Source organism: Microbulbifer maximicatervae (SeqCode) (assembly GCF_052467505.1).
Genome location: NZ_CP174313.1, coordinates 1,669,152 through 1,692,186, shown reverse-complemented (window position 1 = coordinate 1,692,186; position 23,035 = coordinate 1,669,152). Strand labels below are relative to the sequence as shown.

Sequence of the window (23,035 nt, the reverse complement as noted above, 5' to 3'; positions counted from 1 at the left end):
AGTAATGCGGTAATTTCTTTTATTCAAACTCCAAAGCCACGGGTAAATTTTCCAGGGCTTCCTCTACAGCGGCTTTGCTGGAGGCTTGTTCAAGTTGAACTTTTGCTACCTGGCCAAGGGATGCATCAAAGTGGGCGGAAAACTTAGCGGTAATACTTTTTTCCTCTAATGCCTGGCCTACGACATATTCGGTAGCGCGATTGCGCAGAGCCGGTTTGAATACTTTGGCTACAGCAGTGAGTGGAATCTCATCAATAATTTCCACGCGCTTAGGAATGGCTGCACGCTCAGAAATTTGGCTGCGGCAATAGTCAATGAGTTGTTCTTCTGTGGGCGGGTTAGTGGATGGAAACAGGGTAACGTAAGCTACTGGAACTTCTCCGGCATAAGCATCTGGTTGACCAACTGCAACGGCAATAGCAACGGCAGGGTGACGGGATAATGGTTCTTCGATCAGAGCCGGATCTATATTGTGGCCGCCGCGAATAATTAAATCCTTGGCCCGCCCAGTTAAGAACAGGTTACCATCTCCATCGAGATATCCCATATCGCCGGTATTAAACCAGGACTTATCGACCCAGGCTTTAGCATTATCCTCTTCTGATAAGTAGCCAGAAAAAATATGTGGCCCGCGCGCGAGTACTATGCCCACCTCTCCTGTATTGCAGGTTCTAACCAGTCGGGTACCGTCTACTTCGGCAATTTTCATTTCCATATAAGGCAATCGCCGGCCGACGCTGCCTTCAGGGGCTTGCATATCGGTAGGAGGGCGAGCTAAAAGGCAGCTGGACTCCGTCATGCCGTAGCCATTACTGACAAGGACATTGAACTTCTCCTCAAAGGTATTCTTCAAACCCGTTGGCAGGGTGGAGGCTCCACAGCCAATATCTGTTAGACAGCTGATGTCATTGTCACCCACGGGAATTTGCAGCAATACACCGAGGATGGTTGGGACGGCGGCAAAGCCCTTCACCTGAAATCGCGCAACATGATGCCACCAATTTGGTAGGACATTGGGTGAGCGAAAACCAGAGGGTGTCATGATAACAATTGTGCGTCCGGCCAATAGGGTGCCAATACCCGCAACAACCGTACCGAAAATATGAAACAGTGGAAGTCCGCTTAGGGTAGCGAAGCGCCCTTTACTGGATGACGTATCAGCACTTAATTGAGCGACGAAGGCAATATTGCTGTGAGTTAAGCGGGCTATTTTAGGTCTTCCAGTAGTGCCCCCGGTGTGGAAATAACTAGCGGTTTCACTCCCCTGGATATAACGTTCACTCTTTAGATGATCGTCCGGCTGTTGGGATATAGCCGAGACAAAATTATCTGCGTGAATACCCGCTGGAACTGGAGTATTGCTAATTGGCTTTTTACTGATTAGTAACAGAGTTTTTAATGTGGGAACTTGCTCGAGAATTTGCGTTACTTTATCCCATATTTCCTCGCTAAGATCTTGGCCAAGTGTGACCAGGACTTTAGCCCTGGTGGTATTCATAATTTCGATTATATGTTCGGGTTCCAGCAACGGATTAATAGGACTGGTAATACCTGCTGCCTGGCCTCCCCAAAGTGCAAAATGAGTTTCTGGCAAATTGGGTAGTAATAGAGTCACTGTATCGGTTGGTTCAACACCGATGGAGTGAAGAAGATTGGCAGTCTGGTGCACTCGCTGGGATAACTCGAAGAAACTTACTTTAACCGTGTCTTCGTCAGGTGCGGCCGTTGGCAGGAATTCGATGGCTGAGTCATGTTGGTAGAGGCGGGCAGATTGCCGGATTAAGTCAAAAGTGCTTTCCCAGGGGTATCGCTGCGAAAGGGGGACTTTTTCATACTCCTGAATTTCAGCAAGTGACTGCAACATTATATCGGAGGATTGAATGGGCGTGATCGACATGGGGGCTTCTCTCACTTTGGTTATTATAGTGACGACCATAGCAAAATTGAATACAGCATTCCACTCTGCGGAATAAGGTGTTAGTGTTTTACCTATTAAGAAGTGCCTAATGCATTTTTTAATGGAAAATGGCGCAAAAAAACTTATAAAAAATATAAAGGCGCCATGTTGTTGAAGTTTTTCCTGTTTTATTTTCCGAGTGGTTGATTTGTGTGCCTATCTGGAGTTGATTGGCGCTAGAAATGCTCCGTTTTTTATTTCGCTAAAGGCATTTTGCGCCAATAATTTAAATCGTTGGGATCGATTCAAAGGCAATTAAGTAACTTGTCGAGGTGAATCTGTTAAACACTAGTTCCGCCTGTACCGGGGATCTTTCAAAAGATTGCGTATTTTTGCTGCGCAAGATTGTGATAGAAGCAGTTTGTAGGAGCTGCTGTTCAATGCGCCGACTAATAAAGGAGCAGGCGAATGAATATAGATTTTTCTCCCGAAGAGTTAGCTTTTCAGCAGGAGGTCCAGCAGTTTCTCCAAGAGAAACTTCCTGAAGATATTAGAGAGAAAACCCTGAAGGAAATCCCCCTGGAGAAAGAGGATTTTGTTCGCTGGCAAAAAATACTCTATGAGCAAGGGTGGGCAGCTACGAATTGGCCGGTTGAATATGGAGGTACCGGTTGGACACCTACTCAGAAACACATTTGGGCAGACGAATGTGCTAACTATGGTGTACCGGAATTGATTCCTTTCGGCTTAAAAATGGTTGCTCCAGTGATCTTTACCTATGGTAGTGAAGAACAAAAGCAACGATTTCTGCCTGACATCCTGGCAAGTAATGTCTGGTGGTGTCAGGGGTATTCGGAACCAAATGCTGGCTCAGATTTAGCTTCCTTAAAAACAACAGCTGTCCGTGATCGCGATGAGTATATTGTCAACGGCACCAAGACCTGGAATACATTGGGTCACTTTGCAGACTGGATATTTTGTTTGGTTCGTACTGGTGGGCCTCAAGTAAAGAACCAGGCTGCTATCAGCTTCTTGCTAATTGATATGAAACACCCCGGTATTACGGTTTCGCCAATTATGACCTTGGGTGGTCACCATGAAGTAAATGAAGTCCATTTCAATAATGTGAGGGTACCGGTAGAAAACCGCATTGGCGAGGAGGGGCAAGGGTGGACTTACGCCAAGGTTTTGCTAACCCACGAACGCACCGGTATTGCGCGGGTGGCAAAATCCAAGAAACGCTTACAAACGTTAAAGGATTTAGCCAAAGAGACCTGCGATGGAGAAAATAGTCTGCTTGAGAACCCGGCTTTTGCCCAAAAACTGGCCGAAGTTGAAATTGATCTCTTGGCCCTGGAGTTTACTGAACTACGTACGCTTGCGGCGGTAAGTACGGGTGGTGCCCCAGGAGCGGAATCCTCCATCCTTAAAATCAAAGGAACCGAAGTCGCTCAACTTATCGATGAACTGTATATGGAGACTGCGGGTTACTACGGAATGCCGTTTGTGAGAGAGCAGTTTAGGAGCGGGTTTGACGGAGAATGGGTGGGTCCCGGTGTTATTGCCAGCAGTGTGCCTCGTTACTTAAACAATCGTAAATCCTCAATTTATGGCGGAAGTAATGAGATTCAGAAAAATATTATCAGTAAATGGGTACTTGGCCTGTAAGTGCAGCATCTAAAGAGGACTTGAGCGATGGATTTTTCCTACAGCGAAGAGCAGCGGATGCTGCAAAGCAGTGTGAGCAAGTTTATCCAGCAGGATTATGACTTTGACCGTCGTTGTAAAATAGTGAGTAACGATATTGGCTTCAGTAAGGAAAATTGGAAGCTATTTGCGGAACTCGGCTGGTTAATGGTGCCATTTGGAAAGGATGATGGAGGCCTAGGAGGCTCCGCCGTAGACTTGATGGTGGTTATGGAGGAGTTCGGCCGAGGTTTAGTGGTTGAGCCTTTCCTGGCCAGTGTTGTTCTCAGTGGTGGTCTTATCGCTGACTGCGCCAGTGAGGTGCAAAAGCGAGAACTCCTGGGAATGTTAATGGAAGGCCAATTGCAATTGGCATTCGCTTTTACTGAGTCACAGAGTCGCTATAACCTTACCGATATAGCCATGACTGCGGTAAAGGATGGAGACAATTACCTCCTGAATGGACATAAAGCTGTCGTTCTAAATGGTGACGTAGCAGATAAATTCTTAGTTGCTGTGCGGACGAGCGGAGCACAGCGAGATCGTGAGGGGATCACCTTACTACTTGTCGATCCCAATACAGAAGGGCTTCAGCGGCATGGATATGCCACTGTGGATGGACACCGTGCCGCCGAAATTAAATTCAATAACGTGAAAGTACCCATAGCTAATCTGATAGGGGAAGAGGGGGCGGCTTTAGGAGCTATAGAAAAGGCTGTTGATAGAGCGACGTTGGCATTGTGTGCAGAAGCTGTTGGAGCTATGGAAAGGATCTATAAGAAGACAGTTGAATACACTAAGACGCGGGAGCAGTTTGGTGTTCCTATTGGCAAGTTCCAGGCACTACAGCACCGCATGGTGGATATGTTTACTGAGTATGAGCAAGCGCGCTCAATATTGTTGATGGCTGCGCTACAGCTTGATAGCAATAACGGAGTTGCGCCTAAGGCGATATCCGCTGCAAAAAGCCGTATTGGTAAAGCTGCGCGGTTTATCGGCCAAGAGGCGATACAGTTACATGGCGGTATAGGGGTTACTGAGGAGTTGGATGTAAGTCACTACTTTAAACGTCTAACAACAACTCAGTACCTATTTGGCAGTACTGATTACCACACTTTACGATTTGCCAAGCTGTAAATTATAAAGTACTTACTATACGGCCAAACTCACTCTCTACTTGCCACTTTGCGAGGGCACACACATGGAAAAAGTTGTCGAGCACACCAGATCTGTGAGCATAGGTAAAGTAGAGAGTGTTTTTAAACTTCAAAAGGATGCATTTAATAGGAACCCCTACCCGAGTCTTCAGGAGCGCCTGGAAAGTTTAAAAAAATTAGAGCAATTGATCCTGGAAAACCAGAAATCCATAGCAAAGGCAATAAGCGAGGATTTTGGTAATCGTGCCATCCAGGAAACTAAAATTGCAGAGATCTATGGGTGTATCGAGGAGATTCGTTACACTCGTAAGCGCTTAAGAAAGTGGATGAAAATTCAGAAGCGCCATGTGCCTTTGCTACTTCGAGGAGTAAAAAATCGCGTATTACCTCAACCAAAAGGGGTGGTTGCTATTGTTACCCCCTGGAATTACCCACTACTTCTGTCTGTCGGGCCCTTGGTGAGTGCGATATCCGCAGGGAATCGCTGTATGATCAAAATGGCTGCTAACTCGCGCTCCCTTTCTACATTATTACATCAGCTATTTAATAGGTTCTTTTCAGAGGATCTGGTAGCTATTCTTCCGGAAGTTAGCGCCACGGAGTTTACAGCCCTGGCATATGATCACATGATCTTTACTGGATCTAGCAAGGTAGGAAAAATGGTAATGCGGAGGGCTGCGGATCACCTAACTCCTGTGACACTAGAGCTGGGGGGCAAATCGCCAGCCATAATATGTGGAGACTTTGATGAAAATATTGCTGCGGAACGTATTTTGAGCTCAAAATTCTTCAATGCGGGCCAAACTTGTGTAGCTCCAGATTATTTATTGATTCCTGAAGAAAAACTTTCAGGATTCTTAGAGTCGGCTAAGAGACTTGTGCCCAAATGGTATCCATCTTTAAATTCAGAAGATTATACTTCGATTATTGATGAAAAGGCGTTTAATAGGCTGACTACTTGTCTAAAGGATGCTCTGGAGAAGCGGGCTACAGTTCTGCCGTTATTAGATGTTGAAAACAGTAAAGGTTTGCAAAAAATTGCTCCCACCTTAGTGTTAAACCCGACAGAAGATATGAGCCTGCTACGTGAGGAGGTATTTGGCCCTATTTTACCTATTCTTACGTATAGGAATCTGTCTGATATGATAGATTACATAAATAGTAAAGATAGGCCTTTAGCATTATATATTTTTAGTTCTAGCGGGAAGATTCAGGAAAATATTATCAAAAGCACAATGTCTGGAGGTGTTTGTATCAATGACTGCGCGATGCATGTCTCCCAGGCAGACTTGCCCTTTGGTGGTATTGGGGCGAGTGGCATGGGGCAATATCACGCTTATGAGGGTTTTTTGGAATTCTCAAAATTACGACCGATCTTTACACAAGCCAAAAAGTCAGCGGCGGTGTCTTTACGACCACCTTATGGCCAAAGATTTGATAAAATTTTCAACTTTCTACTGCGTTTCAAGCTGTAGCTGTACTGATTGAGAAGACCTGGCGTTTGAGTCGACTAATATCGGATTAACATAGCTTCTATATTACCTACTAAATTTTTCAATAGAGGAGCTACCTCATTTTCTAAAAATTCCGGGTTAAGCCTAAAAGCAGGTCCGCCAGCATTAAAAGTGTAAATATGACCTTGGCTTAAAGAGAGAGGTACTGCGATACCGTTGACATCGCGATTCCACTCGCCAAAAGAGCAGCAGAAGCCGCGCTGCTGGTAGCTGGTGACCGCTTCTTCAATACCGGCTTTGATTGCTGGCCATTGATCACCAGCTTTTTTCTCCAGGTAGCCATAAAAATATTCTCGTTCTTCTTGAGGGAGTGCTGCCAAAAAAGCTCGCCCGGAGCCGCTGGAAGCTATGGGTACGCGATTTCCGATTTCATGGCGAAAAGTTGTGACATTTGCTGGAGCGCAGAACTCGACAAAAATCATATCCAGCCGGTCCCGATCAGAGAGACCAACAGCGGTACCAGTAGAATTGGCGAGATCCTGCATTAAAGGCTTGGCTACCTGCCTGACTGTGAGATTTGAGACAAAAGCATAACCAAGAGCCAGGACGCCACTACCCAGCTGATATTTTTCCATTCGATCAGAGTAGGTCAGATAGCCTAATTTGGTCAGGGTATAAGTCAGCCTGGAAACACTGGATCTGGGCAGGCCAGTGCGCTGGGCGATCTCCAAATTACTCAGAAAGCCATCGCCAGGTTGAAAAGCTCGGAGCACATCCAACCCACGAGCTAAAGCCTCAATAAATTTCCGATCTGGTTCGGTATCTTTTTTTCTGGGGAAGTCACTTAGGGAGACCATTGGTTTAGTCCTTCATGTTGATGGTAAGTATACAATTTGTACTCCAAAATCTGAAGTAGGGAGTCAATATTTTAACTTCTATTCAGTTGAATACATAGATGCGACAAGCTTGATCTGACTTTAATAGTAAAATCAAGCTAAGCCTGGAGTTGCAATGGTACCTATGTCTAGAGAGGGTTAGGTAATGATGGCTACATATATGATCTATTGGCTACATTGAACAAGTTGGTTTTGCTAAGTGGAAAGGTCACGTTGACTAAAATATTGGTATCAAAATAAAGGTACAAACTGATTCCATACGATCCTTATAGGTAAACCTTTGGCAATGTTCAAGGTGTTTTTATTGTGGTATTAATGTTTAGGATTGAGCTTTGATTGCAGAATGCGAGACACGCAATCGATATTTATTTCTTCAAGTGTTTAGGTCAAGAACGTTCTTTTATCCTTATAGTGTGAGTGTTAAGTATAAACAAGACTTACTAAGCCCATTTGTGTCGACTTAATTTTTTGCTTAAATCAATTGGTTGCTTATTTTTCAAGGTCAAGTAAAAATATCCGGACAAATAATGCTGATTGTGGCGAGGTAATAATTTATCGGATCAGAGCTAATGAGCTAGCACCAAAGTATGATTTAAGAGGTGGCAAATATACTGTATCTGTCAAATGAAATTCAAAGATTACTCTCGGAATTTTAAATCTAGTGCATGTGCTGCTCCCTATTTAATAAATACTGCAGGCCGGTTGTTAAATTTGATCGGTATGTAACTTGTTTCGTTAAATTATAAATAATGATTTTGTTTTCTAGTCTGCTTTAGTTTCCTGTCTTTGTGATTGGGTATCAGGCCTTGCCTTTCAGAAGTGGAGAGCACAATAAAATATTTCCTGGGGTGTGATAAAGCATGACCGTAGTTGCTGCGCCAATATAATTTCAGTGAGGCTATGGTTTCCCTGTAAATCATTAGCGTGATAAGTCGGATTTCAAGCAGGTCAGGTGAGTCAGGCTGGTCAGTTTCAATCGTGTTTGTTGGCGTCTACATGCTATATATTAGCTGCACAGACGGCCGCTAATTTTTAATAAAAATTTAGGGGTGTTTTATTTGAGTTGGCTTGTAAATGTTCTACCACCTTTGGTGGTGTATGTTTATGCTGTTTAGGTTATATCTTTGATTATTATACAAAAATTAATTGATTGGCTGGTGTTTTTGGTCTTTAAAAATTGATAGTTTGGACGGTCGTGCAGTATATGTTTTTAAGGCTGTAGAAAATTAATTGTAAATAAATATTTTGTTGTGTTAGGTTTTGTTGGTTCTGTGTTTGTAAATAGGTTATGGCTCTGTTTTTTGATAGATGCTCTTGTGATCGAGAAGGTTAGTGCTTTATGGTGTTAAGTTCTTGTCTCGTGGTTGGGGTTTTATCGTGAGGCTGGATGAGTTTTACTTAAATAAATTTGGCTGTTTATTTGTTGGGCGGGTGTATTTTAGGTTGCTCTGTTTCTGTGTGCGAAAAACTATTTGGTTGAGCTGAGAAAATAAGAATGAAGCATTCCGTTTTAGCTAAAGGTTATTTACATTTTTTTCTATGTTTATTTTTTCTGTTTTTTATTGGATCTTCCCGTTATAGCTATGCGTGGGATCCTAGCGGGATGAATTGGTACGACTGGGGAGATAAGGTCAACTTGTCTGTTTCTCCCTCAGGTATAAGCACTAGTGGGAATTTTACGGTCAAGGGAACGTCAAATAGTGATGTTGGATGGGTAGGTATAGGCATGCCAATGCCACCACCACTCGGTCCAGGGAATTGCTTTTTTTATGAAAGTCTGAATCAGGGTGTTTCCTGGAATTTGATATCTAGCAATGAATGTAATTCTAATGTGGGCCGGATAGGTTCTCTTGAGTTTTTTAATAAATCTCTAACGAGGGGCAATGGCAGCTACCAATATAAGTTGGAAATTATAACTGGGTGCAATTCCTATGGGGGATGTGGTGGCTGGCGTCAAACAGTGTCAATTACAGTTAATACTCTGGTTAAGCCAGCGAAAGCAATAATATCTGATGTTCCAACCGAAAAAGAAGCAGCCAGTGGAATATATACGTTAGGATGGAGTAAGCCTTCTGGAGATGTAAGTAAATATATTTTAGAGGAAAAAGTTGGTAGTTCTGGAACTTACAACTCCGTAGCTCTTGATACGCCGACTGCACTTTCATATACAACGAACACGGCCAGAGCTAAAGGGAAGACTTATTATTATAAGCTAAAAGCTTGCAATGAAATAGAATGTGCCGATAGCTGGAGTAGTGAGGTTTTCGTCAAAGTTCGTACAAATGAAAATCCTACTATTTCTCTATTAGATTCTCCACACGGTGAAACCCATCGACCAGACCAGCTGCCTACCCTTTATGCACAAGCTTCTGATTATAATGGAATTAAAGAAGTAAATTTTTATAGGGATAATGGGAGTGGCTCTGGGGAATATTGGGTGGGTAAAGCTACCAAAGATAATAATAAGTGCTCTGATTGCTTTAGGGTAAATTGGAATTCAAGCCCTAAAAGTAATTCGGTAAAACTTTGGGCGGAAGCGGAAGATAGTTTAGGAGCAAAAAAAACTACACCCAAAATATCTGTAGCAGTTTTAGATAATACAGCCCCATCAGCTTGGTTAGATTCTCCTCCTTCAACCATCGTACAGTTTGATAATGTGACCTTAACTGCACATGCTCTGGATGATGATGGAACAGTAGATTCAGTGGAGTTCTTGCTCGATGATGCTATTTTAGGGTTAGATAAAACAGCTCCTTATGAGTTAGTGGGTTGGACGCCTGACTACTCTGGAAATTTTCAGTTGCAAGTAAGAGTGACTGATAATGAGGGCTTAAGCGCGAAATCGAACGGAAGCCCATTAACGATCCTAGCTTTAGCCCCTCCGCAAGCTCCTTCAATGTTAACAGTTGACGAAGAAATTGCGCCTATTCCAGATAATACTACAGGCAACTTTGAACTAGAGTGGAATCTGCCGGAAGGTGCAGAGTACTTTCGTTTACAACAATTACAGCAAGGTATTGATAGCGATTTTCAAGAAGTCTCCCTTTCTAACAATAAACTCCCCGGACATTATTTTTCAAACATGGCTGCCGGTGATTATAGGTTTCGGGTTTTTGCATGTAATAGAGCGGATTGCAGTGACCAAGCAAGTCCTGAAATTAGTGTATCTGTTGTTAAAGAAGAGCCGCGCTCACCTGCTGGATTAATTGCTACTCCTTACAAAGGAGCGCAAGTTTTTACAGGCAATTACGAGTTAAGTTGGAATGTATGGGATTCTAGTGGTGGCGATATACAGCCAAAGTATTATCTGCTTCAGGAAAAAAATGGAGGTCCAGAAGATCCAACTGACTGGGTAACAGTGAGTAATAACAGCATAAATAATAATTATACGGTGATAGATAAACAGCCGGGTGTATATAGCTACAGAGTAAAAGCATGTAATGCGGTTGGATGTAGTGATTCCAGTCAGATAGTTTCTTTGGCCGTGTTGTCCCCAAGGTTGACTGGAGCTGCCCTCTCTTGTGATGATTCTTGTATAGAAATCTTAGGACTAGGGATTGACCCTGAAGCATCGCTTGTGCTTTCTGGTATCCATAATCCAAGTATTGAGCAGACGTTATCTTTCTCTGATTTCGATAGTATTTCTTCTTCTAGAGTTAAAGTGGAACTATCTCCAAACAGTGACATTTACAAAGCTCTTTTTGAATTGGGTGTGAGGGCGTCAATAGTAAATCCAAACAGTAGCCGTGCCGGTATCACTATCTATGGGAATAGAGCCACGGAAATCATTGGGGAAACACAATCAGCCCCAGCACTTGGGAAAGATGGAACCCTTTATGTTGGTGCGGAAAATAATCTATTTGCCTTAAGTTCGATAGACGGCAGTGTTCTGCCTGCATGGCCATTTGAGACCGGTGGAATTATTAAGGCAACACCACGGGTTGATGGTATTGATGGAACTATTTACGTCGGATCGCTTGATCATAGCTTATACGCGATAACTCCTGATGCTAATCAGAAATGGAGATTAGGTACTGGAGGTGAAGTCATTTCATCAGTAGTAATTGATGAAGAAAGAAATCTGTACTTTGGGTCAATGGATGGATTTCTATACGCAGTTAATGCCCCGAATGGCTCGATTAAATGGACCTATCCAGCAGGTTCAGGAATTGCTGAAACCCCCGTTCTCGCGGGTGGAGATTTGATATATTTTACTACAGTTGATGACAGTCAGATCTATGCGCTTCCGCGTAATAACTCAGGTACGGGAAAAATTATTTGGGAAAGTGTTGATGATAGCTTGCTATGGGAGGAAATCGGAGATTGGTATCCAGACTTTTCAAAGAAAGCAGAATTCCTGGCTGTTGCTAGATTGTATCGTGGGCTGTTACAACCCCCTTTGCCGTTAGACAAGAAGGTATTAACTTTTTGGACTTATCAGCTAGTAGGTAAATCTGTCAGCAAAGTTGATATCGCGGAAGCGTTTCTTAATTCCAATACTGGTAAGAGTAATTTCCCTCAAACGCAAAGCAATGAACGTTTCTTAGAATCGTTATATGAACGGATATTTCCCGGTCAATCTCAACCGAACTTCTTGTGGGGGGGGATCTCTTACAGTCAACAAATGCTCCTTGATATGTTAGCAAGTGGGTACTCAAGGGGACAGGTAGCGACTTTATTTACTCAGTCAACGGAATATACCGCCCAAACCAGCCAATTTTTGGGGCTGAGCTTTGATTATTTATATGATCAAGACTATAGCTGGGCAGTAACTGAATGTGATGATGGAGATGAGTATACACGGGATTGTGATGGCGATGGATTACCGGATTGGTGGGAAATCCTTTTCCTTGGCACCACGGAATATGATCCTAGTGATGATCCAGATGGAGATTTCGTAACAATTGGTGACGCGTTTGACCGAAACCTAAGCCCCTGCGCAGCCGGTTGTTACAATGGTATTCCTGATGAGCCACCGTTGCCTGCTGAGGCTCCCGCAATCAGTACTGTCGAGTTGAGAGACTCACAATCAATAGGATTTCTTGCTGGCGATTTTAAAGTCAGTGAGACTGGCGCATCTACTTACTCTATCCCCATAGAGCTTCCCGTTGGAACCGCCGGTGTGACCCCTGAATTGGCACTCTCTTATTCCAGCCAACGAGGCAACGGTTTAGTAGGACAAGGCTGGAATATTGATGGCCTGTCATCAATTACTCGTTGCCGACAAACATTGTCTCAAGATCAGAAAAATAGTGGGATATCCTGGGGACAAGATGATCGATTTTGTTTAGATGGAGCAAGATTAATACTTGTTTCAGATCATACTTATGGAGAGCCTAAATCCCAATATAGAACTGAGATTGATACCTATGTATTGATAACGGCCCATGGGGGTATTACTGGAAGCCCTCTTTACTTCACTGTTGAGGGTAAAGATGGGTCTATAAGATATTATGGGCATGGAAATAAATCTCATCAAGAATATAGTGGACTTGGAACGTTGAGTTGGATGGTGAGTCGTTTTGAGGATAGCGCTGGGAATGGGATTGATTACATATATGCTACAGATAAAGGCCATCGTATTCGTGAAATACAGTATGCTTTTGCAGGAGGAGGGTTGCCTGAAGCACGAGTAGCATTTGAATATGAAGATAGAATGGATGTGGTTAATGGGTATTACGCTGGAGCATACTTTTCCAGTGAAAAACGTTTAACTGAAATTAGTATATTGGGATCTAATGGGGAATCTTTATTTAGTTATGAATTAGACTATTTAGATACAGGACATGATTATTTAAGTAGAGTGGAACGAATTAGGAAGTGTTCGAGTGGGTTTTGCCTGCCGGATACTGTTTTTGATTGGCACCTATTAAATAGGGACTTTGACCCAGATTATTCAAGAGCAATCACACTAAGTAGCCAACGAGATCGTACGGCACTATCACCTCGCCCATCCGATATAAACGGTGATGGGAATATGGATATAATTTGGCAGGAGCCAGACTGGGATGATGATGGAAGAATTCACGATCAGTATTTTAAATATGTTCTTAGTGATGGTAATGGATATGGAAGTGAGAAGTTAGCCTTCAAGTATGGAGAGGATCTATCTAGCCCATATCAGTGGGAGATGATTGATTACAACGCAGATGGCCGTTCGGATTTGGCTATCTATGTTCGAGAGCGCGGTCATTGGGTACTCCATATCAGCCAGGCCGACTCGATAAGTGGTGAATGGAGCTTACCTCCTTCGTCATTGCAGCCATTAGAACTTCCTATAACGGAGGAAAATACTCGCTTTATTGACATTAATGGAGATGGATTGGTTGATGCGGTTAGCGCAAGTGGATATCGGCTTTTACAGCGGGACACAAGTGCATCGGAGTCATCAAGAATCTTCTATCATTTCGGCGATCATGTTGACTGGAGCATAGTTGGCCTCGAATCTTGGTCAGGGATTGATGAAACTCGAGAAAGCACTTCACTTTATTTGGATCCGCAGGCATTGGGTGACTTTGATGCAGACGGACAAGTAGATCTGGTGCTGGTTAATACCAAACAAAAGTGGGATTCGGTAATTGACCCGATTACACGAGAAGCACCAGGCCTAGAGTCGGTGCATGCTCGTTTCTACCTGGCGCTAGTTAAAGATAGCAAATTAATACTGAATCAAAAGTTATTTGATTTTCAGCAGTCTGATGGTTTTAAAGGGGATAGTAGAAAGTTTGAGGCTTTGCCAAATGAAAGGCATGGGTATCTTAATAAATCCATGCAAACTGTCGATATTAATTCAGATGGGATCGTTGATTTATTTATTCGGGACGAAAATCAAGTTTCGTATCAACTAAATACCGGTATTGATTTTGGGGGATACGTCAGCTTAGGGAGTTATGAGCAAGAGGATGATTTTAATTGGTTTGATTTTGAGGGCGACGGAGATCTGGATTTAATTATCAGGCAGCCAGGAAAATATATGGGGAGCTTATATTTGAGGCGCTGGGAGGAAAGGTCAAACAAGTATTTAAGCCCAGAGACATTTAAACATTCATATATATTTCCGGAAGGAAAGGATTTCTTCGTAGATATGAATGGTGATGGCGTTACTGATCATGCCGAGTTCTTGGGTAACATTCTTCATTTGTACTTATCGCCAAATAGTAAGGTGGCACCAAATGTTATTAATGAGATCACCAATGGACTTGGAGCAAAAACCACGATTGAATATAGCTCTACATCTTCGAGTGCACACTATGCTCAGTTAGCAATTGGAACTCAGTTAGATAATTACTGCGATGAAGAAAGTAATAATTCTACTATTACTAAGGACTGGTGTTTAACGTATAAAGCATCAGATCTCAACGGTTTTTACACGGCTACTAACGGCGATTGGACTGAAGATAATACACTTGGGAGATCTTCTGTGGTTATGGATATGAAGGGCCCCCAATTCCTAGTCACTCGTGTAGAAAGTACGGCTCCAGCCGCAGATAGTAGTCCGGGTCTGGTCGATATTACAGCAACTAGCGCTGTTAGCTATTTTTATGGTCGGGGGCGAATGCAAGCGGGTGGGCGAGGCTATCTTGGCTTTGAAAAAGTGCAAACGCTAGATGAGCAGTCTGGTGTTACGACTACAACGACTTATCGTCAGGACTTCCCGTATATCGGTTATCCGGTTTTTACGGAGCAGCGTACGCGGGAAGGTATGTTGATGAGTGAAGCAAAAAATAACTGGAATCTTAATGGATGGCAGTCAAATTGGCCGCAGATTTCAATATCCAATGGCACAGCTGCTCTTGGAGCCTTACAGCCTTATATTTCTGAAAGTATAGAAAAGGTTTATGAGTTCAAAAACAACGGTCAGGTACAAGGGCAGCTTCTAAAAACAGTTACTACCGTAAATGAACAGGATGAGCATGGCAATGCCAAGCGTATCTATGTTGTTATCGATGCACCTAACGGGGATAATTTTTCAACAGAAACATTAAATGAGTATGGTGAAGGCCAGGAGGTTAGCTTTAATAACCCTGATCACAACCTTAGTGGTTATGCTGAATTAGGGCGTTTGACCAAGACAGAAGTTATTCATAGTCGAGTTGAAGCTGGTGAATCTCATCAGGCGACGCGTAAGAGTATTTTTACTTACTATGATAGCGGTAGTGAGGCTGGGCTATTGCGAAGCGAAGTAGTTGAGCCAGATAATGGTGGTTTTGATTCACTGGATTTACAATTAACTAAAAATTACAAGTATGATCATTATGGTAATAAAATCCTGGTCGAGCAAATCGCAGATAACGAAGAGAGCCGCCTGCAACGGTGGATTTACGATAATGGACGTTTTATAGATCGAGAAGAAAATAGTTACGGTCAGACGATCATGGCTGTGCTTGAACGTAATAGTATTGGTCAACCAACGCTGATTACAGATATCACTGGAATGGACACGTTTCTTTCCTATGATGCTTTTGGGCGTCAAATTCTAGAATACAATACAACGGGTGCCCACAAAATCAACCTGCTTGCTCCAGCGGGGGCGCAGTGCCCGACTAGCGCCGTCTATCAGGCTATTGAGCGTGTAGCGGGTGGTGGGCAATCTATTGTATGTTTCGATAGTCTCACTCGAGAAGTACGCAAAGCTAATATTGGTTTTAATGGTGCCTGGAACTATATAGATACTGAGTACGACAAGCTGGGGCGTGTCCAGCATAAATCAGAGCCCTACCAATCTGGTAGTACGAGTTACTGGACAACGCAGTTTTATGACTTATCCGGAAAGGTGATAGGTTCAAATCTGCCAGGCATTAGTAGTTCAAATGGCACAACTTATGACTTGGCAATGCTATATGATGGCTATACCGCGATTACTATAAATCCTAAAGGCCAGGTTCACCGAGCGACAAGTAATGCGGTTGGAGAAACCGTTCGAGTAGAAGACAATCTTGGGCATGTACAAGTATTCAAGCATGACGCCCAAGGTAACCAGCGATTTGTAGTAAACCATGGTAATAGTTCGCGAAATATAGTCACGGAGATTGAGTATGACCTGCTAGGTCGTAAGGTATTAATGTCCGACCCGGATAAAGGTATCTGGTCCTATCGTTATAATGCGTTTGGTGATTTGGTTCAGCAGACAAATGCAGAAGATCAAGGGGTGGTAAATCACTATGATCGTCTTGGACGCTTGATCGAACGAGTTGATATAGATGCTAACGGAAATCCAGTCGAAACCACTCAGTGGCGCTACAATAATAATTTACAAGCAGATGAATACGGTACTCCACCGGCAGCAATGAGGGAAGTAGAAGCTTTTAATTCTGGCTACATCAAGTTATATGGCTACGATAATCTAGGTCGACCTAACGAGACAATAACTAGTTTTGCGGAAGGAGATGATTATTTCGAGAAAAGTAATTACGACCAATATGGTCGAGCTTTCCAGATATTTGATGCTGGCGGTGTTGGCAACTGGGAAAGTAGTGCAATTCAGCATAAGTATAACGAGTACGGTTATCTCGAACAGGTTGTAGATGCTGAGCAGTTAAATCTTGCCACTGCTGAAGAGTTTTATACGGTACTTAAAATGGATGCTCGGGGAAATGTGACCGAGTACGTGACAGGTAATGGAGTTATTACAGAGAAGACGTTTGCCCCAGACACTGGGCGTCTTACCAACCAAGTTGCGCATATTCTCGGGGTTCAAACTATTCAGGACCTCACATACTTTTGGGATGATTTAGGCAACCTTAAATACCGTGAGGACCGTAGTGGCGATAAAAATCTGCGTGAAGATTTTGTTTACGATGAATTGAATAGACTGAAACAATCCCAAGTCAGTGGGCGGGATACGCTGGAAATGGAATATGACGATTTGGGAAATATTATCTATAAGTCAGATGTTGGCGAGTATCGTTACGGCAATGAATGTGCTCAAGCTTTTGGACCTAACGCAGTATGTGAAACTACGGATGGGGTCAGCTACGAATATAATCGAAATGGTAGCATGATCAGTGACTCTAGTGGACGTTCATTAAGATACACCACTTTTGATAAGCCTTCGGAAATCACCAAGGATGGTCATAAAACTGAGTTTTTGTATGGTCCAGAGCGTAAGCGTTACCTTCGCAAGGATATCGCTAAGAATGGGCAAATTACTGAAACCCGTTATATCGGTAATGTTGAGAAAGTCACTCAAGGAGGTAATACCGAAATCAAGCGTTATTTGCCTGGCGGTGCACTGGTAACGATATCTTCTACGGGACGCCAGAGTCGCTACATTCACAAGGATCACCTTGGGTCTCTCGATGTAATTACGGATAGCTTGGGACAGATTGCAGAGGATGAAAATGGAAACAGACAGCAATTTAGTTTTGACGCCTGGGGCCAGCGCCGCAGCGCATTGGATTGGGGAACTCTATTGAGTTCTGAGCTTACTGGTTTTGCTACAGAGATAACGACTCGCGGTTTTACCGGCCATGAAATGCTAGATCAAGTTGGTCTAATCCATATGAATGGCCGTATATACGATCCACGTTTAGCAAAGTTTCTACAAGCAGATTCATTTGTGCAAGAGCCGAAGTATAGCCAATCCCATAATCGTTACGCTTATACTTGGAATAATCCGCTAAATGCGACCGACCCAAGTGGATATATAGTGCAAATGTTTGCGGCATTTATGTTGGTTGCTCTAGAGGTAAAATCTCTTTGGGTTATTGCCGTTGTGATGGGGGCAGCTGCATTTACAGATGCCATGCTGCAGGGGGCAAGTTTTAAAGATGCTGCGAAAAGTGGACTTGTTGCAGGGGTTTCTGCGGCTGCATTTGCAGGTATTGGCCAGGGTCTTAACGCAAATTATGGGAAATTCGCTGCCGGTTTCGCGAAGGAAGGCTTAGCAATAAAAGTTACGCTTCATGGCTTGACTGGTGGAGTGATGGCTGAACTCCAAGGTGGGAAATTTGGTCATGGATTTGTTGCCGCAGGCATCACAGCTCTAGCAAGTACTTTTAATAGCTCGCAATTTGTCGGCGGTGGCATCTTTAGCTGGTGGAGGGTCGCTATTGAAGCTGTGATTGGCGGTACAGTATCCAAACTTTCAGGTGGTAAGTTTGCAAATGGGGCGGCTACGGCGGCGTTTAAGGTGGTGATGAATTCTATTAGACAGAGTGACAGTGGTGTACAAGAGGTTAGTTCTACGGCTGGGGAAGGATCGCCTGAAAATGCTGAAGCTCTTCAAAAGGAGTTGGATGCGCTAGTTGCAGATAAAACCTTAAATAGGTATCGTAGTTTCACTAGTCCGGACGCTGCCGCTACAGAAGTTTTGGATGCGACAGCGCCGTTAACGGAAAAGTACGGACTTGAAGTTTCTGGCAATATTTGGAAGTCTAAGAATGGATGGCATTACACTATACCGAAAATTGGCGGGCCTGGCTCTGCGGATCTGAATACAGGATTTATTGGTTATCATACTCACCCTCATGGTAGGTTGATGTTTTCTAACAGGATGAATAACTACTCTGGGGACTTTAATGGCGGAGATTCCAGTTGGGTTTCCAGTGCGAAAAAACCCCTGTACCTTGGTGTGGTGGTGAAAGGAACTGTAAAAATTGGTGTTTGTGACCCTGGCTGTTCGCATGTGGGGATATATGGGACTCCCCCAAGTCGAGTGATTAAATGAAGAAAATATCTATATTTCTAATAATTTTTCTCTTCTCGGTGAAGTTACATGCAATAGGTGACTATTCGCAACTTTCTGAGCGAGGAGTGAAAGCAATAGACTTGTGTCTAGTAGAGTATACAAGGATTAAGGGTAACGTTTTTCCTGAGGATATTGATCGAGCCTACGTTTATGTAGGAAAAAATATGATGGGGGTTTTGTTTACTCGCGGGGAAATTGGAACTTTTGGAAAAAGAAGCACATCATATCAGGCATTTGTATCTTGCGGGGTCTCATTGCACCCAAGGCTACAAGTTCGAGATCTCATGGACGGGTATTCTGTCTTAAAAGGGGCTGATATAACTACAGAGGAGCCGGACTTGCGGAATGAGCATGTTGATGAATTGCTATATTTCAGAAATGGCATGGCGTTTAGTTTTAGTAAAGGTCAGACTTTTTCTCCAAAAAAAATAGACAAATTACAACTTCCGTAGAGTTTAGAAAGGCTATCTATATGGTTTCTGGTTTTAGTTGAAATATGGTTGGTGCGGCCACGCTCCACTATTTAAATAGGGCGGTTTTTGGGGTGATGCCGATACTGGAAAGATTTGAATATATCTCAGAAATTTTAAGGGTGAGTTTGCAGGTTGCAGATTAAGGTGTTACCTCTATATTCTTTATGAGTATAATTTTTTATATGGGGGGAGATAAATTGGTCAGAAGTTTAGATGGTTTAAATAAGTCTTAGTTCGTATGGGTTAATAGGTTATAATGGAAGATTTAATAAAAATCTTCTCAATTGACAGTTGTGAATTATTGGGGTGGTGAGAGATTGTAAGTTTACCTTTCGGGGTTTTGAAGGTATCTTATTTAGCTTTCCTTGAGTGTTGTTTATTGGTGCTTTGTGGTGAGTGGAAGTTTTTATTCCGGAGGGATAAATATTCTCTTTAATGTGTCATTGCCTTGGTAGCCGATTTGTTTTTTTGATTTTTAGAGGGTTTTCATTTTTTTGTGTATCTTTCCCTCGAAACGTGGGTGTGGTGTTTGGGATCCCGGTTTCTATCTTTATGTTATAACGCTGTCATCTTAAAAAAATTATAATTATCTATGGTTGTAAATTGAAATGACCGATCTGTGTCTGTTTTTAATCTGGCTGTGGAGTGTAAAGGTGTTGCGAATCTTAATTTCTATTCTTTGGTTAACCTTAGCGTCTATAGTGATGGCTGAGTCAAAGCCAGCCATGCTATTCGACTCTCCACTAGATAACTCATTAGTGGCCAGCCGTTTTCCGGATTTCAGTATAAAGCTGGAGAATACCCAAGGTCTGTCTGATCTCCGTCTAAGAATTGGCAGAAATGGCTTACCTGAAAGCAACTGTTTGATCGATGAAGATTTGAGTATGGCTTTTTGCTCTTTGGCGATTAGCCTTTCTGACGGCTGGCAATCTATACAAGTCTGGTTGTTTGATGGCAGTGACCTTCTAGATGAGATTGAGATCTCCATAGCCGTAGATGAAGATAATGACAAGATCCCAAACCACGAAGATAAATGTCTAGGAACACTAGACCCACTAGCCGCAGATTTAAATGGATGTAGTCCTATCCAGATAGATAGTGATGGGGATGGTATATCTAATATAGATGAGTTTCTTCAGATATTACCGGCAATAAATATGCTTCTTGCCTCTTCCGATCAGGTGCCTGAAGTGCCTGAACCCATAGAAAATGCGATCGAGGATGGATTATTTTTTGAATCTCCAGTTCATAAGTCATTAGTTAGTACAGATAAACCGTCACTAAGATTGAGGGCTAGTTCTGGTCCGGATTTAGATGGCGCCTTATTGACAGTCTCTGTGGCGGGTAATGATGCCGCCTGTAGTTTTGACACCACAACTGGTGTCGGTAAATGTGAATTAGCTCATTCTATTGGTGATTATTGGGTAGATGTCGAAGCCAGCCTATTTAAGTCTGATGTCCTTATATCTCGTAGTGTTATTTCAATCGCGGCAGACTTTGATGAGGATGGTATTGCAAACTTTGAAGATCACTGTTCATTTACCAAACTTCAAGAGCAGGCAAATAGCTTGGGCTGTGGCCCTTCTCAAATTGATTCAGACTTTGATGGGATTTATGATTTAGAAGAAATTGCAGTTGGTAGTGATCCATTTGATATGAACAGCTATCCCGCAATAAATATTATTTTTTTCACAGCCTTGCCAGAAATAGTTTCACGGGCAGGTGATAGTGTTGGGTTGAGTTGGTCTGTTACTGGGGCCACTTCTATTTCTTTGAGTAACGATGCAAATGATTTGTCTTTTAGTCAGTTGTCTAATGAAGGGACCGCGCGTGTTGCTCCTCAGTTCGCTACAACGTATATGATTTCAGCTAAGGGACCAAGTGGTAGTGCTAGTAAAGAGGTTGAAGTTTCCGTTTCGATTTCTGTACCTGAGAACCAATGGGATGAGTCCCCCATAGATCAAGTTGAAGATGCAATTAGCGCCTCGTTAACTGTTACCGAAAATGGAACGGTATTTTTAGGAGCTTTTGATAATAATTATTATCGATTCACACCCAGTGGTGATCTAGATTGGACTTTGGAAAACCTCGGAATAGTGATGAATAAAGCTGCAACTTTTGGTGGATCCATTTATGTGGGTACAAACAATGCTTCTGGTGGGAGTGTTGTTGCATTGGGAGCTGATAAAACTACAAAGTGGAAGAATGAAATGGCAGATGGAGTGATTGCGGGTCCTGTACTTAATGACGATGGAAGTGTCCTCTATGTTGTCACTTATAATGGCTCTGTATTTGGTCTAGATACAAATAGTGGTGATGAAGTTTGGAGTTATCAGTTGCCGGAAAGCGAGACAATTAGCGCTACCCCAGCACTTAGTGAAGATGGATCTATCTTATTTGTGCACGGAAATACTCATAATGTATATGCGCTAAAGGTCGGTACAACCTCTTCGATGATGTCACAGAATTCTCAGATGATGCTTAATAGTGATTCAGCGGGTGATAACCAAATGCAAATAGATGGGCCATTAATTTGGCAAAGTGATATTGGTTTAGATGATGAATGAGTAGGATTAACTGGGTCGGTTTTAGCTAAGACTTTGTTTTGACGTTTGGGCAATGCCATCAAATCTGGCAGTTCTCTTTGTCAATAAGATGTGTAAAGTTTGAGCAAACTAATTCGTTTCATCTTTATTTATGTGTAGTTCACTTAATCGTTCTACTATCTAGGCAAGAAACAAGTGTGCCACTACATCCGAGGGAGTCAGCTAGTGCTAGCTAGCTTTCCTAGTGTATGGTTTACTAATTTTTTTGAATGAGATTCCCAGATTTTTCTAGCTTAAGGTTCATGAAGTCTTCGGCTAAATACAGCTGCCCTTTATATACGGACTGAGCTTCGTTTCTGATCGTCTCAATTGAGCAATCTGCATCGATATCTTTTTGATAGCGTGTACTAAAGTGGGTGAGAACTAAGTTAGGTATTGAACGACTTTCTGCAAATGAAGCTACTTGGGTGGAGTAGCTATGCCCCACATGCCTTGCTTTTACAGCCATTTTTTTTGCATAGGTTGATTCGTGCACTAAAACGCTGCTATTAATACAGGTATCATTTAATAACTGCGGGTTATCATTATCCCCGTAAATTGTCACTTTTCGTGGAGACCTTGGCTTCAGAATGAAGTCGGTTGCAGCGTATGTCTCACCTTGATGGATGACATCGATACCGGCCTTTAGTTTTCCCCATAGGGGCCCTTTGGGGATACCAGCAGAAATTAGTCTCTGCGTATCAAGAGTAACCTCAATATTTCTTTCAGTAAAACTATATGCATAGGAAGGAACCCTGTGAGAAAGTTGTGCAGTGTCAATAGTGAATTGCCCGATGTCTACTTGGGGTAGATCTTCTACAGGAATGAAGCCGAGCGCAAATGGGAAATAGAGTTCGGTGATTCTTTGAGTTGATAGAAGCCACTCATAAACGGCTCGAGGGGCAATAAGTGTCAGTGGTGCTGTCCTTCGTTGCATTCCCGAGCTACCAAGTAGACCAGGGAGTCCGTAGCAGTGATCGCCATGCTTATGGGTGATAAAGATTGCACTTAGCCTGTTTAGTGATAAGTTTGTATGTAGAATCTGCTGCTGGGTACCTTCCCCACAGTCGATCAAATACCAGTTCTTTCCCAGGCTTTCTATTAGCCCAATACCAGAAACATTCCTCTGCTTGGTCGGAGTGCCTGATGATGTCCCCAAAAACAGTATTTCCACTTAGTCGCTACCTGATTGTTTAGC

9 protein-coding genes are annotated in these 23,035 nt (G+C 42.8%); 6 read left to right on the top strand and 3 right to left on the bottom strand.

What is annotated here, in order from left to right; translation table 11 throughout:
* Positions 1–19: 19 nt before the first annotated feature.
* On the bottom strand, positions 20–1,897 hold the full coding sequence (locus tag ACJJIN_RS07510; protein ID WP_444897532.1) for an acyl-CoA synthetase: 1,878 nt from the start codon (positions 1,895–1,897) through the stop codon (positions 20–22).
* 468 nt (positions 1,898–2,365) lie between these two features.
* Here ACJJIN_RS07510 and ACJJIN_RS07505 point away from each other — a divergent pair, with 468 nt between their 5' ends.
* From ACJJIN_RS07505 to ACJJIN_RS07495, 3 genes are all read left to right on the top strand, one after another.
* A complete protein-coding gene (locus ACJJIN_RS07505) occupies positions 2,366–3,565 on the top strand; it encodes an acyl-CoA dehydrogenase family protein (RefSeq protein ID WP_444897531.1) in 1,200 nt (399 codons plus the stop codon).
* 27 nt (positions 3,566–3,592) lie between these two features.
* On the top strand, positions 3,593–4,720 hold the full coding sequence (locus ACJJIN_RS07500; protein WP_444897530.1) for an acyl-CoA dehydrogenase family protein: 1,128 nt from the start codon (positions 3,593–3,595) through the stop codon (positions 4,718–4,720).
* Between the two features lie 64 nt (positions 4,721–4,784).
* Positions 4,785–6,215 (top strand): coniferyl aldehyde dehydrogenase, encoded by a 1,431-nt coding sequence (locus ACJJIN_RS07495; RefSeq protein WP_444897529.1) that lies wholly within the window; start codon positions 4,785–4,787, stop codon positions 6,213–6,215.
* Positions 6,216–6,250: 35 nt separating this feature from the next.
* Here ACJJIN_RS07495 and ACJJIN_RS07490 read toward each other — a convergent pair whose 3' ends face one another.
* The gene (locus ACJJIN_RS07490; protein WP_444897528.1) at positions 6,251–7,051 is read right to left on the bottom strand and encodes an IclR family transcriptional regulator; all 801 of its coding nucleotides are present in this window, start codon (positions 7,049–7,051) and stop codon (positions 6,251–6,253) included.
* A 1,534-nt stretch (positions 7,052–8,585) separates the two neighbouring features.
* On the opposite strand from ACJJIN_RS07490, the gene ACJJIN_RS07485 reads away from it, so the two are divergent.
* The 3 genes from ACJJIN_RS07485 to ACJJIN_RS07475 all read left to right on the top strand — a co-directional run bounded on the left by ACJJIN_RS07485 (position 8,586) and on the right by ACJJIN_RS07475 (position 21,819).
* Complete coding sequence (locus ACJJIN_RS07485) at positions 8,586–18,758, top strand: RHS repeat-associated core domain-containing protein (protein ID WP_444897527.1); 10,173 nt, start codon at positions 8,586–8,588, stop codon at positions 18,756–18,758.
* Positions 18,755–19,231 carry a hypothetical protein gene (locus ACJJIN_RS07480; RefSeq protein WP_444897526.1) on the top strand — a complete coding sequence of 159 codons (477 nt, stop codon included), beginning with the start codon at positions 18,755–18,757 and terminating at the stop codon, positions 19,229–19,231. The genes ACJJIN_RS07485 and ACJJIN_RS07480 overlap by 4 nt, the downstream gene beginning before the upstream one ends.
* A gap of 674 nt (positions 19,232–19,905) precedes the next feature.
* A complete protein-coding gene (locus ACJJIN_RS07475; RefSeq protein WP_444897525.1) occupies positions 19,906–21,819 on the top strand; it encodes a BamB-related PQQ repeat family beta-propellar protein in 1,914 nt (637 codons plus the stop codon).
* 235 nt (positions 21,820–22,054) lie between these two features.
* On the opposite strand, the gene ACJJIN_RS07470 is transcribed toward ACJJIN_RS07475, so the two are convergent.
* Positions 22,055–23,011 (bottom strand): MBL fold metallo-hydrolase, encoded by a 957-nt coding sequence (locus tag ACJJIN_RS07470; RefSeq protein ID WP_444897524.1) that lies wholly within the window; start codon positions 23,009–23,011, stop codon positions 22,055–22,057.
* Positions 23,012–23,035 lie beyond the last annotated feature (24 nt).

Coding starts and splice junctions, on each gene's coding strand:
- ACJJIN_RS07505 (WP_444897531.1), top strand. CDS start 2,366: ATGAATATAGATTTTTCTCCCGAAGAGTTAGCTTTTCAGCAGGAGGTC.
- ACJJIN_RS07480 (WP_444897526.1), top strand. CDS start 18,755: ATGAAGAAAATATCTATATTTCTAATAATTTTTCTCTTCTCGGTGAAG.
- ACJJIN_RS07485 (WP_444897527.1), top strand. CDS start 8,586: ATGAAGCATTCCGTTTTAGCTAAAGGTTATTTACATTTTTTTCTATGT.
- ACJJIN_RS07490 (WP_444897528.1), bottom strand. CDS start 7,051: ATGGTCTCCCTAAGTGACTTCCCCAGAAAAAAAGATACCGAACCAGAT.
- ACJJIN_RS07500 (WP_444897530.1), top strand. CDS start 3,593: ATGGATTTTTCCTACAGCGAAGAGCAGCGGATGCTGCAAAGCAGTGTG.
- ACJJIN_RS07495 (WP_444897529.1), top strand. CDS start 4,785: ATGGAAAAAGTTGTCGAGCACACCAGATCTGTGAGCATAGGTAAAGTA.
- ACJJIN_RS07510 (WP_444897532.1), bottom strand. CDS start 1,897: ATGTCGATCACGCCCATTCAATCCTCCGATATAATGTTGCAGTCACTT.